This window comes from Chryseolinea serpens (assembly GCF_900129725.1).
Taxonomy (GTDB): Bacteria; Bacteroidota; Bacteroidia; order Cytophagales; family Cyclobacteriaceae; genus Chryseolinea; species Chryseolinea serpens.
Genome location: NZ_FQWQ01000002.1, coordinates 407569 through 432572 on the forward strand (window position 1 = coordinate 407569; position 25004 = coordinate 432572).

Annotated in this window: 23 protein-coding genes; 7 read left to right on the forward strand and 16 right to left on the reverse strand. The window is 53.5% G+C overall.

The annotated features are described in order from the left end of the window. Positions 1 to 3 precede the first annotated feature (3 nt). The 8 genes from BUB30_RS15655 to BUB30_RS15690 form a co-directional block, all read right to left on the reverse strand. Positions 4 to 480, reverse strand: coding sequence for a nuclear transport factor 2 family protein (locus BUB30_RS15655; protein ID WP_073135760.1), 477 nt, complete (start codon positions 478 to 480; stop codon positions 4 to 6). Between the two features lie 150 nt (positions 481 to 630). Next, positions 631 to 1083, reverse strand: a complete 453-nt coding sequence (locus BUB30_RS15660) for a GyrI-like domain-containing protein (protein ID WP_073135762.1) — start codon at positions 1081 to 1083, stop codon at positions 631 to 633. Positions 1084 to 1157: 74 nt separating this feature from the next. After that, positions 1158 to 2015: an aminotransferase class IV gene (locus BUB30_RS15665; protein ID WP_073135764.1), complete on the reverse strand. Its 858-nt coding sequence runs from the start codon at positions 2013 to 2015 to the stop codon at positions 1158 to 1160. A gap of 90 nt (positions 2016 to 2105) precedes the next feature. Next, positions 2106 to 2513 carry a DoxX family membrane protein gene (locus tag BUB30_RS15670; protein ID WP_073135765.1) on the reverse strand — a complete coding sequence of 136 codons (408 nt, stop codon included), beginning with the start codon at positions 2511 to 2513 and terminating at the stop codon, positions 2106 to 2108. A gap of 52 nt (positions 2514 to 2565) precedes the next feature. Further along, positions 2566 to 3672 carry an alkene reductase gene (locus tag BUB30_RS15675; RefSeq protein ID WP_073135767.1) on the reverse strand — a complete coding sequence of 369 codons (1107 nt, stop codon included), beginning with the start codon at positions 3670 to 3672 and terminating at the stop codon, positions 2566 to 2568. Positions 3673 to 3818: 146 nt separating this feature from the next. After that, positions 3819 to 4109, reverse strand: a complete 291-nt coding sequence (locus BUB30_RS15680) for an ArsR/SmtB family transcription factor (protein ID WP_228450716.1) — start codon at positions 4107 to 4109, stop codon at positions 3819 to 3821. A 245-nt stretch (positions 4110 to 4354) separates the two neighbouring features. Then, on the reverse strand, positions 4355 to 5743 hold the full coding sequence (locus BUB30_RS15685) for an ATP-binding cassette domain-containing protein (RefSeq protein WP_073135769.1): 1389 nt from the start codon (positions 5741 to 5743) through the stop codon (positions 4355 to 4357). Between the two features lie 50 nt (positions 5744 to 5793). Continuing rightward, positions 5794 to 7311: a TolB family protein gene (locus tag BUB30_RS15690; protein ID WP_073135771.1), complete on the reverse strand. Its 1518-nt coding sequence runs from the start codon at positions 7309 to 7311 to the stop codon at positions 5794 to 5796. 264 nt (positions 7312 to 7575) lie between these two features. On the opposite strand from BUB30_RS15690, the gene BUB30_RS15695 reads away from it, so the two are divergent. Together BUB30_RS15695 and BUB30_RS15700 are read left to right on the forward strand one after the other, a co-directional pair. After that, on the forward strand, positions 7576 to 9276 hold the full coding sequence (locus BUB30_RS15695) for a DEAD/DEAH box helicase (protein WP_084138161.1): 1701 nt from the start codon (positions 7576 to 7578) through the stop codon (positions 9274 to 9276). A gap of 89 nt (positions 9277 to 9365) precedes the next feature. Beyond that, positions 9366 to 9794 (forward strand): hypothetical protein, encoded by a 429-nt coding sequence (locus BUB30_RS15700; protein ID WP_073135773.1) that lies wholly within the window; start codon positions 9366 to 9368, stop codon positions 9792 to 9794. A gap of 209 nt (positions 9795 to 10003) precedes the next feature. Here BUB30_RS15700 and BUB30_RS15705 read toward each other — a convergent pair whose 3' ends face one another. From BUB30_RS15705 to BUB30_RS15720, 4 genes are all read right to left on the reverse strand, one after another. Then, positions 10004 to 10612, reverse strand: a complete 609-nt coding sequence (locus BUB30_RS15705; protein ID WP_073135775.1) for a superoxide dismutase — start codon at positions 10610 to 10612, stop codon at positions 10004 to 10006. A 149-nt stretch (positions 10613 to 10761) separates the two neighbouring features. Next, complete coding sequence (locus BUB30_RS15710; RefSeq protein ID WP_073135777.1) at positions 10762 to 11103, reverse strand: DUF3127 domain-containing protein; 342 nt, start codon at positions 11101 to 11103, stop codon at positions 10762 to 10764. A gap of 40 nt (positions 11104 to 11143) precedes the next feature. After that, a complete protein-coding gene (locus BUB30_RS15715; protein WP_073135779.1) occupies positions 11144 to 11599 on the reverse strand; it encodes a nucleoside deaminase in 456 nt (151 codons plus the stop codon). Between the two features lie 68 nt (positions 11600 to 11667). After that, entirely contained in the window at positions 11668 to 12207 is a 540-nt protein-coding gene (locus tag BUB30_RS15720) for a hypothetical protein (RefSeq protein WP_143164947.1), read from the reverse strand. Positions 12208 to 12290: 83 nt separating this feature from the next. Here BUB30_RS15720 and aspS point away from each other — a divergent pair, with 83 nt between their 5' ends. Next, positions 12291 to 14039, forward strand: a complete 1749-nt coding sequence (gene aspS, locus BUB30_RS15725) for an aspartate--tRNA ligase (RefSeq protein ID WP_073135782.1) — start codon at positions 12291 to 12293, stop codon at positions 14037 to 14039. A gap of 70 nt (positions 14040 to 14109) precedes the next feature. Here the strand turns inward: aspS and BUB30_RS15730 are convergent, their stop codons facing one another. Both BUB30_RS15730 and BUB30_RS15735 read right to left on the reverse strand, forming a co-directional pair. After that, positions 14110 to 14874 carry a c-type cytochrome gene (locus tag BUB30_RS15730; protein WP_073135784.1) on the reverse strand — a complete coding sequence of 255 codons (765 nt, stop codon included), beginning with the start codon at positions 14872 to 14874 and terminating at the stop codon, positions 14110 to 14112. Positions 14875 to 14881: 7 nt separating this feature from the next. Then, positions 14882 to 16348, reverse strand: a complete 1467-nt coding sequence (locus tag BUB30_RS15735; protein WP_073135786.1) for a flavin monoamine oxidase family protein — start codon at positions 16346 to 16348, stop codon at positions 14882 to 14884. A 215-nt stretch (positions 16349 to 16563) separates the two neighbouring features. Between BUB30_RS15735 and speB the strand changes: the two genes are divergently transcribed. The 4 genes from speB to BUB30_RS15755 all read left to right on the forward strand — a co-directional run bounded on the left by speB (position 16564) and on the right by BUB30_RS15755 (position 22012). After that, entirely contained in the window at positions 16564 to 17364 is an 801-nt protein-coding gene (speB, locus tag BUB30_RS15740; protein ID WP_073135788.1) for an agmatinase, read from the forward strand. Between the two features lie 15 nt (positions 17365 to 17379). Beyond that, positions 17380 to 18114, forward strand: coding sequence for a class I SAM-dependent methyltransferase (locus tag BUB30_RS15745; RefSeq protein ID WP_073135790.1), 735 nt, complete (start codon positions 17380 to 17382; stop codon positions 18112 to 18114). A 145-nt stretch (positions 18115 to 18259) separates the two neighbouring features. Beyond that, entirely contained in the window at positions 18260 to 19909 is a 1650-nt protein-coding gene (locus tag BUB30_RS15750; RefSeq protein WP_073135792.1) for an N-acyl-D-amino-acid deacylase family protein, read from the forward strand. 105 nt (positions 19910 to 20014) lie between these two features. Beyond that, on the forward strand, positions 20015 to 22012 hold the full coding sequence (locus BUB30_RS15755; protein WP_245804107.1) for an OmpA family protein: 1998 nt from the start codon (positions 20015 to 20017) through the stop codon (positions 22010 to 22012). 26 nt (positions 22013 to 22038) lie between these two features. Here the strand turns inward: BUB30_RS15755 and BUB30_RS15760 are convergent, their stop codons facing one another. Both BUB30_RS15760 and BUB30_RS15765 read right to left on the reverse strand, forming a co-directional pair. Then, on the reverse strand, positions 22039 to 22443 hold the full coding sequence (locus tag BUB30_RS15760) for a response regulator (protein WP_073135794.1): 405 nt from the start codon (positions 22441 to 22443) through the stop codon (positions 22039 to 22041). 182 nt (positions 22444 to 22625) lie between these two features. Next, on the reverse strand, positions 22626 to 24980 hold the full coding sequence (locus BUB30_RS15765) for a TonB-dependent receptor (protein WP_073135796.1): 2355 nt from the start codon (positions 24978 to 24980) through the stop codon (positions 22626 to 22628). Positions 24981 to 25004: the final 24 nt, after the last annotated feature.

Sequence of the window (25004 nt, forward strand, 5' to 3'; positions counted from 1 at the left end):
AACCTAGGGATGATCGGCCCGGCGCATAAATTTGTCGAGCGCCTTGCGGGCGGTGGCGCGCACTTCATTTTTCACCACCGGCGTCCAACCCAGGAACAGACCCGGCGCGCCGAGTGCCTGACGCGACCAGCTCCAGAAATCGAAGGTGTCGCGGTGCTTCACGATCCGGCCATCCCTGAATTCAAAGGCCGCACGAATCCGGTTGTGCACACGGCGGCCCGTGCGCGAAAAGGTGTAGACCGCATCCCAACGGCAGGTGCCTTTGGATTGATCGGCCGCAATGTCGCTGAAGGTCACTTCCAGGTCTTTTGCCGAGGTGATCAGCATTTCCCACATGGCCTTCACCTCCGTGCTGTTGAGGTTTTGAAACACGGGGTCGCTAAACGTCGCCTCGGGATGATAGAGTTCCTGCATGGTGACGTAGTCCTTGTTTTGAAAGGCAGCATAAAACTGGTGGATGCATTGTTCGTTTCCCGGCATAGCGAAAACAAGGTAACGATTTGCCTGCGGGAATCCGTCTGCCGCCTGCGAAAATCATCACCCTAACGCATGGCCGAAAAGGCCACCCACATACCCACTGCACCTACCAGGATGCCAATGACGATGAGCGCGATTCTTTTCATAGTCTCCCTAGACAATACCCATTTGAATTTCGGTGACATTGGAAGCTTGATCGGTGAAGTCTACATTGGTATAGATCTCGCGGTTCATGGCGAGCGGTTCCAGCTTGTTGGCAAAAATGAAAGCAACCATTTTTTCATAGGCCTCCGGCATCGAGGTCCAGCTGCCTTCGTGCACCGTGGAAACACACTTGAACGGTTCGGTGCGTTTGAAATGAAAGGTGCCATCGTATTCTTGCGGGGCAGTGGCGACAGGCAATGCCACCTCGAGCGTGAAGGGTTTTGTTTCGTCGCCGGTGAACCCGAAATAGTGCCAGTGGATGGGCCCGGTGATGGCGAGCTTGTTTTGCACAGCCTCGCGGAAAAGCTCCTGTCCCACCGGCAAGTAGTTGACGAGGTCCTTGAGCTGCGTGACGGTCCTGAAAAAGAGGAATGTGATGGGTTTTACTTCCTTGACTTGCATAAAGATCTTTTTTTATGCTAATCACGCACCGGGGGCTGACAGCCCTATGTCAACAGGAATAAGAAAATTTTACATTATTTTTTTGCGAAAGCGGTCTTGCGGACGTCTTCCTCCTCCAATCGCACCAATTCCTTTAACAAACCAAGCGAAACGGCCCCGGGTTTGCCGTCGCCAATCACCTGGTCGTCAATCTGTACGATCGGCACGATGCGTTTTGTGGTGCTGGTGAGGAAGGCTTCTTTGGCCTCGTAGGCATCTTGCAACGAAACTTCGCCTTCGCGGATGGTGTGGGATGAGAGCCCCAGGATGTTTTTGCGGGTAACACCACGCAGAACATTTCCGGCCGCCGTCCACACGCTGTTATCGTTTTTCACGATAAAAAAATTCGAACGCGGCAATTCCGAAACCAGCCCAGCGCTTTGGTAGAGCACATCGGTGGCGTTTTGTTGAGCGATCTTTTCCGTGAGCCAGATGCCCATGGAATAGTTGATGGTCTTCACACCGGGGATGTCGCGCACATACTGATGCGTAATGATCTTTACGCCTTTTTCAATTTGCGAGGGTGGCGGCAAGGTCAAAGCCTGCTGCGTTAAGATGAGATTAGGCGCCACGACCTGGTAGCCATCCGGGGAATAACCGCCGGTGAGCAACATCTTTATGCCGGAAGAAGGCAGGTTGTTTTTTTCGATCAGCGCATAAATGATGTCGGTCAGTGCTGCCCGATCATAAGGAACCTTCAGTCGCATGACCTCCGCCGATGCATAGAACCGGTCGAGGTAGTCGGGCAGAAAAAAGGGATGACCGTTTTCGATCTTGAAAAAATCAAAGATGCCATAGCCGCGCTGGATGGCGAGGTCGCTCACATGGACCAGTGCTTTTTCCTGTGGCACGATCGCATCGCGGAAAAAAACATAAAGAGGTGTTGCCGTCATGATGGCGCGAAAGATCGAAAGAATTCATACAAAAAAGAAAGCTGCTACAAGATAACTCCCGCCGCAGCTTTCCGATCTATAGAGAAGGCCTTATAAACTTGCCGTTGCTTTCGGCGCGAACAAAGGCTTGTAGTAGTCGCGATACGACCAGGCCAGGTACAGGTTCAACGCCAGGATCACGACGGCCATCACCACGTTGTCGGTAAGGAACGCATGAAACAACAGGATGTGGATGCTTATGGGCGCCAGGACCACCAAGGCCAGCGGAACAAACACACCGGCCAGCAGCAAGATGCCGACAACCACTTCCAATCCTTTCAGAAAAGGAAAGAAGTAACCGGATTGAAACAAAGCCCCCGCAAAGCTATCGGCCGGTCCACCCGCCGAAGGAGGTGTGGGCAAAAAATGCAGGAAGAAATTCAGTCCGAAGACAAAGTAGATCAGCCCGAGTACAATGCGAGCACTCACGACGCCGATGGATTTGATTTTTGTTGACATGACTTTTTAGATTTTAGATTATTCAGTGTTCAGATTTAAAATGTGACAAGGTTCAGGCGCTCACCGTTTCGTCTGCAAAGACGGGGTAGTCGATGAGACCTTTTGCCCCGGGTGTGTAGAAGGTGCTGGCATCCAGCAACAGGTTGAGCGGGAAGTTTTTACGGAAGCGATCCACGAGATCGGGGTTGTTGATAAAGGGCTTGCCAAACGCCACCAGGTCGCCATGACCGGCGTTGAGGTCTTCGTTGGCGCGGGCCAGCGTGTAGCCACCGGAAAGAATGAGCGTGTTGTTGAACCGTTCGCGGATTCCTTTCTTGATGGCATGCGGCACTTCGGGAGCACCGCCTGCGCTGTGATCCACCAGGTGGATGTACAACAGACCAAGGGTGTTCAGTTGTTCTGCGAGGTAATGATAGGTCGCTGTGATCTCATCGTAATGCGGCATGTCGTTGAAGACACCATAAGGCGACAGGCGGATGCCGGTGCGGTCTTTACCGATCGCGTTGCTCACGGCTTCGGCCACTTCCAACGCAAAGCGTGCGCGGTTCTCTATGCTGCCGCCATAAACATCGGTGCGTTGGTTGGCGAAGGGCGAGAGAAATTGTTCCAATAAGTATCCGTTCGCGCCGTGCAACTCCACGCCGTCGAAACCTGCGGCGATAGCGTTTTGTGCAGCCTTAACATATTCCGCTTTTGTCGATGCGATCAGGTCGGCACTCATGGCCTCGGGAGCCGGATGTTCCAGCATGTCGCCGCTCTTGTCGGTCCACATCTTGCCACTGGCTGCGATGGCCGACGGCCCGATGAGTTTTCCAGCAGCAGGAAGATTGTGAGGGTGGCCGATGCGGCCGGAGTGCATGAGTTGCATAAAGATCTTTCCACCTTTCTTGTGCACCGCTTCTGCTACAGGCTTCCAGGCTTGCCTTTGCTCGTCAGAGAAGATGCCCGGAATGCGCGCATATCCCAAACCATTAGGCGACGGCGATACGCCTTCCGTGATGATCAACCCAGCCGAAGCGCGTTGGCCATAATAGTCGGCCATCAGGTTGTTGGGGACGTTATTGATCGCACGCGAGCGCGTCATGGGCGACATCACGATTTTGCTGGTCAATGTATGGGGGCCAAGGGCGTAGGGTGTAAGAGCGGTTGATGTACTCATAGTTTATTAGTTTAATACATTTAAATGTTTCGATGTGTTATTTCAAAAAAAAGCCCGTTGAGGCTTCTGACCTATAAATGCGCCTGACAACAAAAAGGTTCATCGACACATTTAAATTTTTCGATCTATTTTTCCAAAAAAAAGGATCAGCTTGATTTCAACGCGTTTACGGCATTGGTATACTCTTTTACCAATTGCTCGTTCAGGTTGTATTTGTGATGTCTTCCCTCCTTTTCGGCTTCGATGAGGCCGGCTTCCACCAGGATCTTGATGTGGTGGCTAATGGAGGGCTGTGTGAGGTCGATAACGTCCTGTATTTCGGAACATTGACCGCAACCACCTTTTTTAGAGATGTGTTGCAGGATTTTGAGGCGATTGGAATCGCCCAAAGCCTTCGAGATCTTCTCTACTTGTTTCCAGTTCAGTGCCATGATCATGTATAGATCAATGTAAATATATTAATCTGAGCTAATTACACAAAGGCCCTTAAAAAAGTTTCCGGGCTTGCGGTGCGGTGCGTGTGGCCGGATAGGATGAAAATCATCGAAAACCTGCGGCTAAAAGATGTGGATCGCGCATCATGCGCATATAATTTTGTCAATCGCTTTTTCTCAGATGAATCTATTGACCTTGAACCGAAAGGATCACAAAAGAATTGCGAAACTACCCTCCTCGCAAAAAATCACAACCGCAAAGTGTGCGATGTCCAGTCGGCAATGTCCTGTTCGTCGTGGGTGATCAGGATCAGGGTGGTCTCCGGATGCAGGTGTGCCTGCAAATAGGTCGTGACGCGCGCGCGTTGGTCGAGGTCCAGGAACTGGAAGGGCTCGTCCAGGAGGATCAATTCTTTTTCGGTGAGAAATGTGCTGATCATTAACAGCATTTGCAACTGCCCTGACGACAGGAACCGCACGGGCTTGTCGATAAAAGATCCGGCCTCAAAATAATCGATCAACGCGTTTAGCGTTTGCGCTTCAGCTTTCCGGTGAATATTCTGAATATAGTCACGCCCTGAGGCGGCAATGGTTTTGGGCGCGAGGTAGTTGATCAGTTCCGGTCCCAGGTAGGCGATGCGTCGCTTGATATCCCAGATCGATTCGCCACTTCCCCGGCGTCTTCCAAACAGAAAAATGTTCTGCGTATAAGCCAGGGGGTGATCGGCAAAGATCATACTGAACAATGTGGTCTTGCCTGCGCCGTTGCGCCCCACCAGCGCCCAGCGCTCACCCTTATTCACCTGCCAATGGAAATGTTCCAGGATAACTTTCTCGCCATACTGGATCTTCAGGTCGGTGATGGCAATGACCGGCTCACTCTCCGCGGCGATCTCGCGCGTCACCGTTGGTTTAGGTTGAAGATCATCAAAAGGCTGCGCCGTGATCGTTTCTTTTTGACGGATGGAAAAATCCTCCAACACCAGCCGGCGATTGATCACGGTGGGAAGCTGGTGATAATGATCCACCAGGATCATCTGGATGTCATAGGCGTTGGCCATGAAGTCGATCAACTCACAAAGGTCCTTGCGGCTCCCCGGGTCCAGGCCTTCAAACGGATAGTCCAGCAACAACACGCGCGGTATCTCTCGGATGAGGCTCTTGTGAAACAACACTTTCTTCAACTGTCCGTTCGACAACCGCGTAACATCCACGTCGAGCAAGTGTGCAATCGACAGGTTCGCCGGCATGGGCAACGACGACAACCGCTCCACGCCTTCGCCCAGGATCTGACGCACGGTGATCACGTCGTCGGCGGCCATCGTGTAGTAGCGCTGCTGATAGAAGAGGTTGGGATTGTTGTTGAGAAACGCTTGCAAGGCATGCGTGGGGATATGGTGGATCTTGCGCTTGCGTTCCGCATGGCGCTCGTCCCACGAATCTCCGGAAATGAAATCATAGCGGATCTCTCCCTTGGGCAAATGGGTCATGCCCGCCAGCATTTCCAACAACACCGTCTTGCCGCTGCCGTTGGGGCCGGTGATCACCCAGTGCTCGCCATCGTTGATCTGCCAATTAAAATCCTGGAACAGGCGCAAGCCCGACCGTACCACATCTGCGTTCCTTATTTCGATCATCTCCCGTTCTCTACAATCTCCACTACTTTAAAAGGAAAGGGCTACCCTCTCTATTTTCCCGAATTACTAACGAACGCAATCGAATTACTATCCGGCGACCACGACGGCACATTGATCGTTCCCTGGCCTCCATACAAATAGGCGATCACGCGCGGTGCGCCACCCGACACGCCCATCAATCGCAGCATCACGCGTTTGTAGGACGGATGGTCGTTCACGGGAATGTCTGGGGGAAAGGAAATAAAGGCGATCCATTTTCCGTCGGGCGAAATGTGGGGGAACCAGTTGTTGTATTCGTCGAAGGTCAGTTGTTCTTTGGCCGAGCCATCGGGTTTCATGCGCCAGAGTTGCATGGTGCCCGATTGGTTGCCGTTGTAGTAAATGTATTTTCCGTCAGGCGAATATTCGGGGCCGTCCACGTGGGTGCCCACGTTGTTGGTGAGTTTGATCTCCTCGCCGCCGTTCACGGAGATCTTGTAGATGTCATATACTTTGCCATCGCGTTGGCCAACAAAGACGAGCTCTTTTCCATTCGGTGCCCAGCCGTGCAGGTAGGAAGGCGTTTTCTCTGTCACTTGTTTGGGCGTGCCCCCTCCAATCGGCACCACATACACCGTCGAGCCTCCACCCGGCAATCCCTCGCGGTGAGAACTGAGCGCGATCATTTTTCCATCAAAAGAAATCACGTGGTCGTTGTTGTTGCGGTTGACGGGTTCGGTGTTGATCTTTTCGGGTGTGCCCCCCGTGATGGGCATTTTGTAGAGCGAGCCGTTCTCGTTGAACAAAAGGTTTTGTCCACCAGGCATCCAGTTGGGCGCTTCAAAACGGCCTGTGGATTCGCGGATCACTTTGCGTTTGCCGTCCCACACGTTCATCACTTCCATGCGACAGCCGATCCATCCTTCCTTGCCCGGGTTATAGGTTTCGGGAACTGGCTGATCGATACGGACATTCCACACGCGGGCTTCCTCCACCACATCCGGGTTGTGCGAGGAGATGAACAAGCCGGCGAGCACTTCGTCTTTCATGCTTTCCATCGTCACGGAGCCGATCACTTGCAGGGGCTCGCCGCGATGAGCGGCCCTCATGGTGAGCTTCTTGCCGGCGCGCTCCAGTTGGATGATGTTGTAGTTCTTCTTGGTCGTAAAGGCTTCATCTTCGGGATCCCTCATAAAGGCGCCCTTCAGCAAGCGCCATTGCAGCACGGTGAGGCCGTCGCCGTGGTTGGTGGCGGTGACGTGCGCGGCGTTGTCGTCTTTCGATTCGCGGACCATCCAGCCGATCTTGCGATGGGCGTCGGTGCCGTTGCCCACAAACTCGAAGTTGGCCGTGAGGATGAAGTCGCCCTTCAGTTTTTTGTAGGCGTATTGAAATTCATCGCGGGCAAACCAGATGTTGTAGCCCGAGCCTTTCAGCGTATAGGTCTGGGTGGCCTCGTCGTATTGGGTGGACCCGGCCAGTTTGGGATTGCCCACGTCGGTGTAATCCTGGAAGATGCCCACGGGACGTTCCTGGGCGGTTACTGCACTCGTTGCCAGGAGGCAAAGGAGAAGGATGAAAGCTCTCATGAGAAAGGGTGGTTAGGTTGTTTTAGGTGTTGGGAATCAATTTAGAGAAAAACAGGTTTCATAGGCGCGACGGATGTGTCGGGCGGTTGGAATGTCCCGGAAGTGGTCGGGCGGCCGTACGGGCGCGGTTCTCTCGGTTTATTTTCGTACCTTTGCACATCATTCCGATTAAATCATATAAAAAAGGCGTTTTTCACGCCACTTTTTCAGGAGGCATTCATTTAAACAACGCTTTCAAGTCCTCCGCAGCACAAAAATCCAATCATGTCATTTGAAAAATTAAATCTCATTGAGCCCCTTTTGAGGGCTTTGAACACAGAAGGCTATACGACACCCACTCCTATTCAGGAGCAATCGATACCCATCTTACTGGAACGACGCGATCTGCTTGCCTGCGCCCAGACCGGCACCGGCAAAACCGCAGCGTTCACGCTCCCCATTCTTCAACTGCTTCACCAGGACGAACTTTTTGTAAAAGGTCCCGCTGGCATTAAAGCATTGATCCTTACGCCCACGCGCGAACTGGCTATCCAGATCGGCGAAAGTATTGCCGCCTATGGCAAATACCTGCGCATCCGCCACACCGTCATCTTCGGTGGCGTGCCCCAACGTTCCCAAACCGACGCCTTGCGCGCCGGTGTTGATATCCTGGTGGCTACCCCCGGCAGGTTGCTGGACCTCATGGACCAGCGCTTTGTGAAGCTCCAAACCCTGAAGGTGCTGGTTTTGGATGAGGCCGACCGCATGCTGGACATGGGCTTTATCCACGACGTGAAGAAAGTGATCGCGAAAGTGCCCACGCAGCGCCAAACGCTTTTCTTCTCGGCTACCATGCCTCCCGAAATCGCCAAGCTGGCCGACACCATCCTCACCAACCCACAGCGCGTGGAGGTGACACCGGTATCGTCCACGGCAAACACCATTCAGCAATCGGTGTTCTTTGTGGAGAAGCGCGACAAAAAGAAATTGTTGCTTCATCTCCTGAAAGACCAGTCCATCGCTACGGCGCTCGTGTTCGCGCGTACCAAGCATGGTGCTGATCGGGTTGCCAAAGATCTGAACCAGGCCGGCGTTCGGGCAGAAGCCATTCACGGAAACAAATCGCAGGGTGCTCGCCAACGCGCACTCAGCAATTTTAAATCACAGCACACGCGTGTGCTTGTCGCTACCGATATCGCCGCCCGCGGCATTGATGTGGAAGACCTGTCGACTGTGATCAACTACGAGTTGCCCAACGTGCCCGAGACTTACGTTCACCGCATAGGCCGTACAGGTCGTGCTGGTGCAAGTGGTGTTTCGTATTCGTTCTGCGATGAAGAAGAAAAGGAATATCTCAGCGACATTCACAAGCTGATCAAAAAGACTATACCCGTTGTAGAAGATCATCCCTATCCGTTGCTGCACGCCGGCATGCCCAAGACGCACGCAGCACCTGCACAGCGTCAAGGAAACAGTGGCAATCAGCAACGTCGTCAAGGTCCGGGTGGAGGCAATCGTTCGCGTCGTCCGGGTGGTCAGGGGCAACAGGCGCGTTCCGGTAACGGCCGGGATGGTGGTCGCCAAGGCAGGTCAACGGATCTTCCTGATTTGAACCAACCTGCAGGTGACACGCCGACACAGCGTCCTGACAATAAAGGCAACGCAGGTCGTTCTGAGCATGGCCGTCACGCGGGTGGTCGCCCTGATAATAGAAATCAGGGTGGTCGTTCTGACAATAAAAACAACGGCGGTCGCTCGGGCAATGGCAACACCAGCAATGGTCGTCGTTCGGGCAATGGTCACGCTTCTGGTCGTCCGGGGAATGCGAGTCCCTCGCAGCCGGGTCATTCTACTCACACGGGTCGTTCAGGCCAGGTAAAGAATGCTGATCAGCCGGCGAAGGCAAATCAATCGGATTGGTCAAGCCTGTCCGATAGCCAGTCCGATTTGGATTGGGGTGGAGGACTTCACCTGAGCTACGAATAAATAGCCTTGACCGGGTTTGGTATCTGGTCATTTGTTCATTCATAAAATACACCTGCATTAACGTTATATTTGGGCGTTAATGCAGGTGTATGTTTTTACGATCGTTTCTGTTTGTCAGTTTGTTGTGTTTTACGGTTTTCAGTCACGCTCAGGATGCGAAGGACTTCATGTTTGGTGCGGCCATGGATCTGGCCAAGACGGACTATGAGGGCATCCTCAAGAAAGCACAGTTCTCTGCCGAAGGCCATTATTTTTTTACACGCAGCATCACCGCGTCGGCGGGGTTTGATGTTTGGACGGGCGATGGGGTGAGCTTTGTGTTGGGCGGGCGTTGGTATCCGATGGATAATTTTTTTACGCGTGTCCGGGGGCTTATCGGGGAGAATGATATCGCGTTGGGTGCGGGGTGGAACCAGGTGCTTAGCGATCGGTGGCGGTTTGAGGCGATGGCGGATTTTTATTTCAAGGGTGACTTCGCGATGCGGGCGGGGGTGATGTATGTGGTGCCGCATCGGTAAAGGATGCGGGCTTCATTTTCTACCGCAAAGACGCAAAGGCCGCAAAGGAGACGCCCTCCTTCGCTAAAGCTTCGGCGGGCAAGCAAGGGAATGACAAGTGTTGGTCATCATTCAACGGTTGGGGTATCTAGTTTAGGGCATTGAAATTTCAAGTATAAAAAAAGGCCGCCTTTTTGAGGCAGCCTTTCTTTTTTATCAATGATCAAAAATTATTTCGCAGCAGCGAGGCGTTTTGCTACTTCGTTCCAGTTTACCACATTCCAGAAAGCGGTGATGTAGTCGGGTCTGCGGTTTTGGTAGTTCAGGTAGTAAGCGTGTTCCCAAACATCGAGGCCAAGAACGGGTGTGCCTTTCACTTCGGCAACGTCCATCAGGGGGTTGTCCTGGTTGGGGGTGGAAGTGATTTGGAGTTTGCCGCTGGCATCCTTTACGAGCCAGGCCCAGCCAGAACCGAAGCGGCCTGTGCCGGCAGCGGCGAATTTGGTTTTGAACTCGTCGAATGTTCCGAAAGCGCCGTTGATGGCTTCGGCCACTGCACCGGTAGGCGCACCACCTGCACCGGGACCGAGCACGGTCCAGAACAGGCTGTGGTTATAGTGACCACCGCCATTGTTGCGGACCGCTGCGGGGTACTTGGAAATATTTTTGCAGATCTCTTCGATGCTCAGGCTCTCTTCGGGCTTGCCGGCTACGGCAGCGTTCAGGTTGGTAACATAAGCGTTATGGTGTTTGCCATGGTGAATTTCCATGGTACGAGCGTCAATATGCGGCTCCAATGCATTAAACGCATAGGGCAGAGCGGGAAGGGTAAAGGCCATGATAAATGATTTTTAGGGTTTAACAATATTTTTTTGGGAATCAAATATACAACCAATCGCTGCTGAAGAAAATTTCATGCGGGCGCGATTATCTATCGATCACCGGTGGTTTTTCTAACAAAAGCACACCGTACTTGTTCTTTCTTTTCTTAAAAAGGCAGGTCGTCGGTGGCCGTGTTCGATGCCATGAACGGCTCTTCGTCGGGGGGAGGAGGCGTTCCGCCACCGCTGGTCTTCTCGATCTTCCAGGCACGGGCTTCGGTGTACCAGCGACCGTTGTATTCGCGGCTTTCGAGGTCCACGGCCACGCTGATGAGTTCGCCTACGGCAAGGTTGTATTGATCCACTTTATCGCCCCAGATGGACAAGCAGATCTTTTTGGGATATTGTCCCGGCGTTTCCAAGATGAATTCCTGCTTTTTCCAGGGACCTTTTTTTCCCATCCCGGTTGTCAACGGCAGCAATTGTGCTACTCTTCCTTTTACTTCCATGATTGATTTATCGTTTTGCTGTTTATAATTATTATTTATTTCACCGTTCTCCTGCTTTGCGTATGCGCGCAAAGAAGGTGTCGATCAGTTTCTTGCACTCCTCTGCTTTTGTGCCTGTCACCACCGTGGTGCGCGGATGCAACAGCGGGGTGTTCACCAGGCTGTAGCCGCGTTGCACGTCGGAGGCGCCGTAGACCAGTTTTTGCAACTGCACCCAGTGCAGGGCTCCGGCGCACATCACACAGGGTTCTAACGTGACGTAGAGGGTACATTCACTGAGGTACTTCGACCCCAAATAGTTTGCCGCCGCGGTCGTGGCCAACATCTCGGCGTGGGCCGTGGCGTCCGTGAGCTTTTCGGTTTGATTGTGGGCCCGGGCAATGATCCGGTTTTTGCAAACCACCACCGCACCCACGGGCACTTCATTGATCGCTAACGCCTTGTCGGCTTCCTTGAGGGCTTCGCGCATGAAGTATTCGTCCGTAAAAAGCTCCATAGGGTCACAAAGCTAAACGCCTTGAGCAAAATGACAAGCGCAGGTCTGCTCCTTTCCGCGGTCGGGACCTATTTTATCTTGATGCCCGTCATCATCTCCCGGGCTGTTTCCTGCCAATCCTGCTGCAGGCGCTTGGGGCAATTGAACGAAAAGGCCAGCGTCTGGCGGGGCTCCACGAGGTATTGAATGTAGGTATAGCGCAACACGGGCTCCTGCAGCCCTTCCTGTTTCTTGCTGCCGTTGAGGCGCGCATCGAACTCGAAGAATATCAATTTTTTACCACCCACTTCATGGATGCCTTCATTGATCATGTTCACGCGGTCGAACATGTTCATGATGCTGGCGCGGAAAAATTTCTGGGCCAGGGCCAGGTCGGCATCCGGCCATTGTGTAGCGGAAATGTTTACGCTAAAATCCACTTCCCGCTCGGCGTTGGTATAGGCGGCCAGGGGCGCCCGGATAGAGGGATAGCGTTCGTTGAAATCCATATCGTCCATAGGATGCCAATCCTGGGGTACCGAAACCGTTATGGCGTCGTTCACTTTCACTTTCTTCATCTTGGGCTTCCCTGCGGCCAGGCACAGGAGGGCCAGCAGACAGAGGGCCATGGGGGTGGCACTTTTAATTTTTAGCATATAAGGCGCAGACACAAAGTATTGTTAAATTCGCGGCTAAATTAATTAAAACTCAGATGTTACGGACTCATACTTGCGGTGAATTGAGGTTATCAGACGCAAATAAACACGTTACCCTGGCGGGCTGGGTACAGCGCGTACGCGATAAGGGTAGTGTTTTGTGGATCGACCTCCGCGACCGCTACGGTATTACCCAATTGATCTTTGAAGAAGGCAAAAGCGCCGCCGACCTGGTGCAAAAAGGCCGCAGCCTCGGCCGTGAGTTTGTGGTGCAGGTAGAGGGCGTCGTGACCGAGCGCCTTTCCAAAAACGACAAGATCGCCACCGGCGAAATCGAAGTGAAAGTGACGGCCATCAACCTCCTCAATGCCGCCAAACTTCCCCCCTTCACCATTGAAGACGATACCGATGGCGGCGACGAGCTGCGCATGAAATACCGCTACCTCGACTTGCGCCGTAACCCCGTGCGCGAAAGCCTGCAACTGCGCCACAAGATGGCCCAGCAAACCCGCACCTACCTCGATGGTCAGAACTTCATCGAAGTGGAAACGCCCGTGCTCATCAAGTCCACCCCCGAAGGCGCGCGCGACTTTGTGGTGCCTTCGCGCGTTCATCACGGCGAATTCTATGCGTTGCCCCAATCGCCCCAAACGTTTAAACAATTGCTGATGGTTTCCGGCTTCGACCGCTACTATCAAATCGTAAAATGTTTTCGCGACGAAGACTTGCGCGCAGACCGTCAACCCGAATTCACGCAGATCGACTGCGAGATGGCCTTCATCACGCAGGAAGATATTCTCAACATGTTCGAAGGCCTCGTGCGTCATCTCTTCAAACATGTGAAAGGGATCGACATGCCGTCGGTGCCGCGCATGAACTATGACGAGGCCATGAAACGCTATGGCTCCGACAAACCCGACACGCGCTTCGCCATGGAGTTTGTGGAGATCACCGAACTGACGAAAGGCAAAAATTTCCCTGTGTTTGAAAGCGCCGAATTGGTGGTCGGCATCAACGCCACGGGATGTTCCGAATATACGCGCAAGCAAATCGACGAACTGACAGAATTTGTAAAACGTCCGCAGATCGGCGCGAAAGGTTTGGTGTATGTACAATATCGCACCGATGGCACTGTCAAATCTTCGGTGGATAAATTTTATACACCGGAAGAACTGAAGACGTGGGCCGATAAATTCAATGCCAAACCCGGCGACCTTATTCTTTTGATGGCGGGCGAAACCTACACCACCCGCAAGCAATTGAACGAGCTGCGTTTGCTGATGGGCGACAAACTGGGTCTGCGCGACAAACAAAAATTCTCGGCCCTGTGGGTAGTAGACTTCCCGTTGCTGGAGTGGAGCGAAGAAACCAAGCGCTACCACGCCATGCACCACCCGTTCACCTCGCCAAAACCGGAAGACATCAAGTTGCTGGATACCGATCCCGGCAAAGTGCGCGCCAATGCGTATGACATGGTGATCAACGGCACGGAAGTGGGTGGCGGTTCCATCCGGATCCACGACCGGCCTACACAGCAAATGATGTTCAGCCACCTGGGCTTTTCGGAAGAAGAGGCCAAAAAACAATTCGGCTTTCTCATGGAGGCCTTCGAATTCGGCGCGCCTCCCCACGGTGGCATCGCCTTTGGCTTCGACCGGCTGTGCTCCATCTTTGGCGGTGCCGATTCCATCCGCGACTTCATCGCGTTCCCCAAGAACAACGCGGGCCGCGACGTGATGATCGACACCCCTTCGACCATTTCCGAAGAGCAGATGAAGGAATTGGCGTTGTTGATCAGGAAGTAATCATTCCAGAAAAGAAAGCATACGATGTCTTCGCGCAAACCCCAAGGGACGCGCGAAGACATTTTTATTTTTAATTCCTCAACACGAGCGTGTGCTGCCCGCGTTTGCGTTGTTGCGGATCATCCTTCGACCCGTGGTCCGCATAGCTGGCACGCAACAGGTAAACGCCTTTGCCCGCATCTTTCACCGGCTTCATTTTTGTTTTGAATGCGCCGCTGAGACCGGCCATGTAGAAGTGATCAACATCGTTGTTGCTTTTCAGGATCCATCGCGCGATCTCCTTTGCCTGCGCTGCCTCCACTTCCGGGTGCGGCGGCATGGGAATGTTTCCCCATGTGCCCAACGAGCCGCTGATTATTTTCTTCGACAAGGCATCCTCCACAGCGGCACTGTAAGGATACTTCGCCGCAATGCTTTGAAACGACGGGCCAATCAATTTGTCATTCGCCACGTGGCAGTTGAAGCAGGGTAGTGTGGTGATGGCCAGGAGCGCTGCAGGCTCCGGTTCTGTCCTGGATCGTTCTGACCGGTAGGCCTGAAGTTGTGTTGAATCAGACAGGAACAAGACCTGCAACAACACTTCGTGTGGGGCGATCTCCTCATATTCCGAATTGCCATCTTCTTTATCGTTGACACTGATCGTGTAATTGACCATCGTATTCCATTGGAATTTTGCATTCGCGGTAGGGAGTGTAATGCGCACTACGGGCGCAGCATTCCCGGCCACGGATTCGCTTTCGCGGAAAGAAGAAAGCAATGCGCAGGATGCCATCGTCAAGGCGATCACACCACCACCGACAATGACCTTGCGGGGTTTATTCCTTCGCAGCATCATGCACCGATCAGGCTTTGTCGATTTCCTGGGCCACGCGGTTGGCCGAGCGTGTAGCGGCCTCCGTGCCCCAATTCAAATTGTCGGCATACGCCCCGGCAAAATGGATGCGACCGAAAGGCTTCATCACCTCGGGCCAGAATTTCTTCAGCGTGCCAATGCCAAAAGGCGTCCGCTCGCAGGTGGACGCATAGGTCTCCTTGGTCCAGTCGCGGCTGGTGGCAAATTCGATGGTGTCGCGTTTGCCGGGATACACCGAGCGGAAAGCCGCCAACGCCCGTTGTGGCGATACACCTCCAGGACCTGTGCCCAGGATGACCACACGCTGCGTTTCCACTTCGTCGGCCGATTGCCACACCGACCAGAGATCGGGAAGGTCGAGCTCCATGTTGATGCTCAGCTTGTCATCCAACCAGAATTTTGACGAAGCCTGGAAGACAAAGCGCTGATAGGAATCGTAAACGAGATTGTCGAGCACGAATTGTTTTTCAGGTGAGAAGCCCGGCGTTACGGGAATGTTCTTGAAGGCCGGCGGTGGGATGCAGTTCACGAAGTAGTCGGCCTGCATTTCTTTTTGTTCGTTGAATTGTTTGTAGGTGACCGTCACGCCACTGTCGCCATGTTTGATGGAAAGGATCGGGCAGTTGAGCCACACTTTTGAACCCAGGCGCTTAGCGAATGCGTTGGGCAGCATTTGATTGCCTCCCTTTAAACGGAACACTTCCGGGGGCGCCAGGGGCACGCCGCGCAGATGGAGAATGGCCGCGCGCCACAATTCGAACTGCACGGAATAGTCGTTGCCTCCCAGGAACTTCAGGGCGGTGGCAGAGGCTCCGTCTTTTTTATACAAATCGGCCATGGGCGTGTTGTCCATGTTGTCGTAGCCCACGCCAAACGGCTGGTATTCGTCTTTGAATTTATCGAGGTAGGGTTTCACATAGAGTGACTCAAGGTCCCACCACGGGTTTTGCGAGAGAAATTTTACTTCGCGATCGTTGAAGCCGAATTTTTTGAGCACCACCGGGTCGGCCAACATTTCTTCCGTATAGAATTTGTCGTCGATGCGGCGCACCAGGTTCTTCCGGCGGGGATAGGGCAAGGCGGTGAGTCCAAACTCCTGGATATATCCCCAATAGCGATCGTAGCCGGGTTTGCAAATGTGTTCCATGCCGCCATCGCCGTATAGGCCATCCGAAAGCCCGTCATGGACCGTGAACACATGGCCGCCATGGCGACCGCTGGCTTCCATGACCACCACGTCGTGGCCCCGGCGCGTCAGTTCATAGGCCGTGCAAAGGCCCGCCAATCCCCCACCCCCAACAATCACTTTTTTAGGGCTGGCCGAGGGGGTGATCTCCACTTTTTCCGGGTCGGGTTTCAGACCACCTTCTAACCATGTTCTTGGATCGACAACCGACACGCCCATGCCGGCCATCATGCTATTCTTCAGGAAGTCTCTTCGTTTAAAAGTGCTCATAGGAAGGGGGTAAAAAAGTGTATTTCAATTTACGGCTTTCAGTAAATAAAAAAAGATTTTGTAAGTCAATTTATACAAAAGGAAAGCATTTGAAGATAATAATGGCAGCGAATCATTTCTAAAAATTAATGCACAGACCTCAACTCCGGGTCGCAAAGCGCTGCCGTATAAGGCCAAAACTTCTATTTTTGATAACTTCTTAACCCCTCGTTTTTATGGTCTCCGTTCTTGGAATTCCTTTGGATAGCAACTCTTCTTTTCTATCGGGCGCAGCCTCGGCCCCGCAAAAGATCCGTGAAGCGTATCACTCTGCCTCTGCCAACTATTGCGCGGAAAATGGCACGGACCTCAGCCAAACGCAGTCGTGGAAGGATCAAGGGGATTTGCAGCTTCCTGGCATGCCGGCTGCGTTTCCTTCTATCGAACAAAATGTTTTCAATTTGCTCAGCAAAGATCACCGCGTGCTGAGCCTCGGCGGCGACCACTCGATCACGTATCCCATCATCAAGGCGTTTGCAAAAAAATATCGGCCACTCAACATCCTCCACCTCGACGCGCATGGCGACCTGTACGATGATTTTGAAGGAAACAAATTTTCGCATGCCTGCCCCTTTGCACGGATCATGGAAGAGGGTCTGGCTTCGCGGTTGGTGCAGGTAGGTATCCGCACCTACAATCCGCACCAACGGGAGCAAGCCCGGCGCTTTGGTGTGGAGTCCATCGAAATGAAGGATTGGAAAGACGGTACCAACCTGTCCTTTGACGGGCCGCTGTATATTTCGCTGGACCTGGATGCCCTCGATCCCGCATTCGTGCCGGGTGTGTCGCACCATGAACCTGGCGGCTTTTCCACGCGCCAGGTGCTTGGCATTCTGCAGGGCCTGAACGCCACCATCGTCGGGGCCGACATTGTCGAATTGAATCCCACCCGCGACATCAACAACATGACGGCCATGGTGGCGGCCAAATTTTTTAAAGAGTTATTGGTGAAGCTTTTGCCGGCGGCATCCGTATAATCTCATAAAAAAAAAATGAAAGACCTCTTCTCCACCCAGGCCAAGCAATACGCGGCCTTCCGCCCGACCTATCCCGAGGCGCTGTATGATTTCATCTTTCAGCACGTACACGGAAATGAAAATGCATGGGACTGTGCCACCGGCAATGGGCAGGCGGCGGTTCGCCTGGCGCGCCGGTTCAAAAATGTTTACGCTACCGACATCAGCCAGAAACAACTGGATCAGGCGTCGCCGGCGGGCAACATCCACTACGCTGTCAGTCCTGCAGAGAGCACGTCCTTTCCGGATCATCACTTCGATCTGATCACGGTGGGTCAGGCCCTCCATTGGTTTGATCTCGATAAATTTTATGCCGAGGTGAAGCGCGTGATAAAACCCGGAGGATTGTTGGCGATTTGGGGTTATGGGCTGTTGTATATTGAACCCGCCATCGACGAGGCGTTCATGAATTTCTACGAGAATGTCGTGGGGCCGTATTGGGATAATGCCCGCCGGCTGGTAGAGAACGAGTACAAGACGATTGCTTTTCCATTTCCCATCATCCCTTCGCCGCCGCTGGCCATCGAAACGGAATGGACGCTCGATCATTTGTCAGGATATTTATCGAGTTGGTCGGCCACTCAAAAATTCATTCAGCAAAAGGGACATGATCCGGTACCCGAATTCATTCAGCAACTCGCCGGGCGCTGGGGCAAGGGTTCGCGGCCGGTAAGGTTTCCGCTGTTCACTCGCGTGGCCATAATCGCTTAGCCGGAACTCGTCGACGGTCGTTTTGCGATCAACCCAGGTTATCCGGGCAGGGCGAGCGACTGTTTTATACCATCTGGGCTCATACCTTACATCGCCTTTCTTTTCTCCATAAAGGTGCCTATCATGCCATTCATATTTTTTCAGCATGCGGTATTGTATTGTGTTGGGTGTTGCCCTTTTGATCTTGTTGGCCTGCCGGCCCAAGCCCAAGCAGACCTTTGATGTCATTCTCCGGCACGGCACCGTCTATGATGGCTCGGGCGCCGAACCCTTCACCGCCGATGTTGCCTTGCAAGCCGACACCATTGCCGCCATCGGCGATCTCGGTGATGCGGCCGGCAAAAAAGAAATTGATGCGACCGGCCTCGCGGTGGCACCTGGATTTATCAACATGCTGAGCTGGGCCGACCGCAGCCTCCTGATGGACGGCCGCTCGATGAGCGACATCAAACAGGGTGTTACGCTCGAAGTGTTTGGCGAAGGATGGTCGCCCGGTCCCGTGAAGCGAAAAGCTACCAGCAAACCCGTCGATAGTTTGTGGACCACCCTCGGGGGATATTTTGATTATGTTTTGAAAAAAGGGGTTAGCCCCAACGTCGCCTCTTTTGTCGGGGCAACGTCCATCCGAATCCATGAATTGGGTCACGACAACCGGCCGCCCACGGCAGAGGAACTGAAGCGCATGAAGGCCCTCGTGCAACAAGCGATGGACGACGGCGCCATGGGATTGGGATCGTCGCTGATCTATGCCCCCGCCGACTATGCCTCCACCGACGAGCTTATTGCCCTGGCGCAGGTTGCCTCACAAAACGGCGGCATGTACATCACGCATATGCGCAGCGAAAGCGACAACATTCTTTCGGCCATGAACGAAACGTTCCGCATTTCGAAAGAGGCGCACATTGCGGCGGAGATCTATCACCTCAAGATCAACCATGAACGAAACTGGGGCAAAGTGGAAACGGTCATCGCCAAACTGGACAGCGCCCGGAAGGCTGGTTTGAAAATTACCGCCAACATGTACACCTACACCGCCAGCGCTACCGGTCTCACGGCGCGTCTGCCTACGTGGGTGCAGGAAGGCGGCGCGAGTGCCATGCGCAAGCGGTTAAAGAATCCGGTCACGCGAAAGAAAGTGTTGGAGGAAATGCGACTGGGGATCCCCACAAAAAATTCCGATCCGAAAGACGTGATGATGCTGGGCTTTCGCCTGGACTCGCTCAACAAGCTCTATCGCGGCAAGCGGCTCGACGAAGTGGCCCGCCTCCACGGCAAGGACGCCGACGAAACGGTGCTCGACCTGGTGGTGCGCGACAAGTCCACAATCGCTGCCGTCTATTTCCTCATCTCCGAAGCCAATGTGAAACGCATGTTGACGCTGCCGTATGTGAGCTTCGGCTCCGACGCCGCGTCGATGTCGGAAGCCAAGATCTTTGCCGATTGGGGGACGCATCCCCGGGCCTATGGGACGTTTGCGCGGTTCCTGGGAAAATATGTTCGCGACGAAAAAGTGGTCTCCCTGCCGGAAGCCATTCGCCGTCTCACGGCCTTGCCGGCCAGCAACCTGAAGCTCAAAAAAAGAGGCAGCCTGAAGGTAGGCTACTATGCCGACCTGGCCCTTTTTGACGCGCGCACCATTGCCGACCACGCCACGTTCGATTCGCCCAAGGAATATGCCACGGGCATGCAACACGTTTTTGTGAACGGCGTGCAGGTGCTCCACCAGGGCGAACACACCGGCGCCTTGCCCGGCCGTGTCGTGCGGGGCCCCGGGTGGAAAAGCAAGCGCGGCTAAGGAAGTTGAACAGACGTTAATTTAGGATGGGCTACTTCCGTTGGGAGGTGAATAGGCTTATCTTTAGTGATCATATTTTTTACTTAACCGAAACTATCCATCATCATGGATAAATATCTACTACTCTTCGCGATCTTCATGCTGAGCCTGGTGGCCCACGCCCAGGACCAAAAGACGCTGGTGGCTACCGGCGACAAATACTATGGCAAGAAGGATTATAAAAATGCGTTGGCCGCATACCTGGCCGCGCAGGATCTCAACCCCGATGATGCTGCGGTCAATTTCAAGATCGGCCTCACCTACTTGTATTCAGAGACCAAGTCAAAAGCGGCCTCCTATATCAGCAAGGCCTATCGCCTGAACCCGGCCGTGAACCCGGACATCGACTATCACCTCGGCATTGCCTTTCAGAACACCAACGAATTCCAGAAGGCCATCGAGCATTTCGAAAACTTCAAAAAGAAGAAGGCCAACTTGTCGAGCATCGTGGACGAGAAGATCGCCGAGTGTCACATCGCCGACTCTCTTTCGCAAAATGAGTTGAACGTGATCATCGAAAACCTCGGTCCTGTGAACACGCCTTACAGCGATTACTCCCCTATCATCTCTGCCGATGGCAACACGCTTATCTTCACCTCCAACCGCACCGACGATCCCGCTAAAGTAAAGGCCAATCAAAATTTCGAAGACATTTACTTCACCACCAAGCAAGGCAATACCTGGTCCGCGCCCAAGCCGATAAGTCCCAACATCAACATCAAATACAACGACGCGGCGGCATCGCTTTCACCGGACGGCAAGACCTTATTCTTGTATTATGAAGAAGGGGAAGGCGACATCTACACCTCCACGCTCACGGGCGACCAATGGTCTAAACCCGAACCCCTGAACAAGAACATCAACACGGCGATGTTCTGGGAAACCTGCGCCAGTGTGACGGCCGATGGAAAGAAACTTTTCTTTGCCAGCAACCGGCCGGGCGGGATCGGTGAGTTGGATCTGTATGTGAGCCAGCTCGACAGCAAGGGCGAATGGGGCAAGGCCGTGAACCTCGGTCCCGTGATCAACACCCCCGAAAACGAAGACTCACCCTACATCCACCACGACGGCGTGACGCTGTATTTTTCCTCCGACGGACATCCCCGGCTTGGCAACAGCGACATCTTTGTTACTGAATTTGTCAACAACAAATGGAAGAAACCCGAGAATATGGGCTACCCGCTGAACTCGTGGGAATACGACGGCTTTTTCACGCTGTCGCCGGATAAGAAAAAAGGATATTTCTCCACCGCTAAGGAAGGTGGTCTTGGCGATGCGGACATTTATTCGATCACGTTCCTTGAGCCCAAATACAAAGTGAAGCCCAAGCCCGAAGTGGTGGCGGCTGTGCAGAAAGCTGCAGAGGAAAAAGTAAAAACCGAGATCCCGAAGAGCGAAGAATTTATCGACGCCAGCATCCAGGCGAAGAAGGAGCAAAAGGTGGTGACGTTATTAAAGGGACGAGTTATTGATGAGAGCAACGCCGCTCCTCTCGGTGCGGTGATCTCGCTGGTGGACAACGCGACCAACAAGGTGATGGCAAAGATCAACGCCAACCCGCTGACGGGTGAATTCGAACTGATCATTCCCCACGGTGGAAACTACGGGGTGGCTACCGAGAAAGCAGGCTACCTGTTCAACTCCATCAACTTCGCGTTGCCGGAATTTGCCGAGTACCAGGAGATCGACACACACATCATCATGGTGAAGGCGGAGGTCGGTTCGAAAGTGGTATTGAAAAACATTTTCTTCGACATCGGTAAGGCCGACCTGAAAACGGAGTCGGTAGCCGAGGTGGAAAATATCAAGGAGCTGCTCATCACCAACCCGAACCTGAAAGTGCAGATCAACGGGCACACCGACAACAGCGGCAACGCGGCCAGCAACAAGTCGCTTTCGCTGAAGCGGGCGTCATCGGTGGTGACCTACCTGGTGGGTCATGGCATTGCGGCCGAACGCGTGTCGGCCAAGGGATATGGTTCGGAACGCCCCATCGTTTCCAACGACGACGAGACCGGGGGCCGCGAGATCAACCGCCGTACGGAAATTGAAATCATCGAGTAGACAAATGCCTGCGATTATAGCGCACCCTAATTCAGAGCGGTAACCACTTTTTTCAGGATGTCGAGCGTGACGGGCTTTTGGAAATAGGCTCTCACCTCGGGGAAGGTATCGGCGCGGCTGAGGTCTTTGGGGTGGTTGGACGAGCTGATGATGTAGATCTCGGGCTTCTTCACCAGCAGCGATTCTATTTTTTTAAGTTCTGCCAGAAATTCCCAACCGTCGATCTCGGGCATATAGATGTCCAGCAAGATGACATTGGGCAGGTGCTCTTGCGAGTTCTTATGATGCAGGAGGTAGTCGATCGCACCCTGGGCGCTGTTGTAGATGGTGATGATGTGGGCCAGTTCCCCCAATTCGGCGAGCCGCTTGATATAAAACGATGACATGGGGTCATCGTCAATGATCCAGAGGTTAGCGATCTTGCTCGACATAGCGGGAAGCGGGTTTATTCATAAGTCGTTTATACATAACTCAATACGACCACATAAATACAAATGATTTCGGCACGGTAACTTGTTGTCGCTATAAAGTTGACACGCGTGTATGAAAATCGTTGGTTTAGGATGGCCGGCCGCCGGCCCTTCGCGGGCAAACGGCCGGTCTCCTGTCAGCCTTAGAATGTTTTACGCAATGTCACGCCATAGTTTCTTGGATCGCCCAGGTGGGTGGCGCCAAAATCGTAGGCATAGGCAATGTATTTTTGATCACCCAGGTTTCTTCCCCAGAACATGAGGTCGAACGAGTGGTAGGATGCGCCAGCACGGGCATTCAGCACACTGTATGACGATTGCGACACGGTGTTGCCCAGGTCAAAGTATTGTTTGCCCAGCGCCATCCATTCGCCCCGCACCAGGAGCTTTACCTCTCCGACAGCCAAGCCGTATTGAACAGCGGCCATCGACGTATAGGCCGGTGTGAAGATCTGTTTATGGCCTGTCCAGTCCACTTCGTTGCCATTGGAGGCTACCTTCAGGTTGGTGTATTTCGCCTGGCTAATGCCCAGGTTGTATTCGATTTGCAAGCCTTTCACCGGCATGGTGGCCACGTGAAGGTCGATACCCTTGCTGGTGAGCGTGCCGGCATTCTTTGTTATGGTGATGGCTTCGGGCAACACGAGCGTGGGCACCTGTGCATCGGTCACATGAATGTAGAACAACGAGAGGTTGACTTGCAGACGGTTGTCAAAAAACACATTCTTCGTCCCTACCTCCACGTTGTCGCTGTACTCAGGTTTGTAGGAGTACAAGGGTGGCTGCGAAGGATCTGCCCCCAATTGCGTGAGACCGCCCGCGCGGTAGCCACGGCTGTAGGTGGCATACAACGTATTGAACTCCGACGCATGGTAAGCAACGCTTGCCTTGGGCGAAACGGCGTGGAAGTTGGCCGTGGCGGTGGTGTCGGGTTGCGTCACAAATATCGGATCGGGATCCGGATCGTGCTGGTATTCGCCTTTCACACTTTGCTTTTTGTGCTCGTAGTCGTAGCGAATGCCCAAGGTCACATCGAATTTGTCGAGGAAGGTGTACGTGCCTTGTCCGTAGAAAGCGATGCCACTGCCTGTACCGGTGCTGGTGTTGATGGTCGAGAAGTTTGTATCCGGCACTCCCATCAATCCTGCATCCGCTCCAAAACGGGTGGCTTGCTTCACGGGGCTTTCCTGATGGAACATGTAGGTTCCCGCGGTCCACTTAAAGTTGGAAGCTGTGGCCGGCGACGAGAATTTAAACTCTTGCGTCCATACCTTCACGTTGTTCCATTTGCTGCCGTAGTTGTTGATGATGGTGACGCCGTCGATGGGCGAAAAGTCGCCGTCGATGGGGTCTTTGTAGTAGCGGTAGTTGGTTTGATACGAGGTCTGCGATGTAAAGTTCATGCCACGACCGGCATAGCTCGCCACCAATGAACTGTTGAAGATGTTATCCACCAACTGGGTGACCGCATTCTGGTTGACGCGGAACGGATTGGCGAAGGCTTCGTCTTTGCTGGAGGCCAGGGGGAACGTGCCGTTGTTCCGGTTCGCGTTGTGTTTCACATTCAAGGTGAGCGCCCAGGCGCGGGAGGCGTTGTAGCGCAGGTAATAATTTCCGGTGAGGCTGTGTTTTTTATCAAAATCGTTCTGATAAAAATCATTCTGATAGAAGCCATTCATGCGATCATAAACGCCGGTGGCCCCGAGGTAAAGTTTGTTCTTCACCAGGGGCGTGCGGAAGCCCACCGCATAGCGCTGCTGCCCGTAGTTACCGATGTTGATCTCACCAAAACCGCTGGTGACGTTCGTCGGTTTTTTGGTGATGATGTTGATGACACCGCCCATGGCGTTGCGACCATAGAGTGTGCTCTGAGGTCCGCTCAATACTTCAATGCGTTCTACGTCGAACAACTGCGCGATGTAAGTGTCCAGCCCAAACTGGTTCACCCCATCGATATACGTGGCCACAGCCGGGTCGTAGGATGTGGAGGTGATGCCCCGGATGGAGGTCACGTTACGGCCGTCGCCGGGGTTGGCGGAGTACAGGTTGGGGACAATGGCGGTGATGTCTTTGCTGTTCCACAACCGGTATTGTTCCACTTGGCGTGAGGAGATGGCGTTGACGGTGAAGGGCACTTTCTGGAGGTTCTCTTCTTTTTTATCGGCGGTCACCACAACAGCATCCAGTTCGGTGGCCGATTCCTGGAGGGCAATGGCCAGCGATTCGTTGCTGCCCTCGCCCACCGTGATGGTGCGCTCCTGGGTGGCATAGCCGATCGCGGAAACCTGGATCTTATAGGTGCCGGCGGGCAGATTACCCAGGGCGAAGGCCCCGTCGGCATCGGTGGAAGCCCCTACGTTTGTATTGAGGACATACACGGTTACGCCCGGAATGGGTTGGTCATTTGCGCCGGTCACTTTGCCGGACAACGCTGTGGTCTGACCCCAAGCCGCTACGCATGTCATCAAAGGGATCAGTAAAAAAATAATTCTGGTCATGAAGAGTTGAGTTAGAAATCTGAA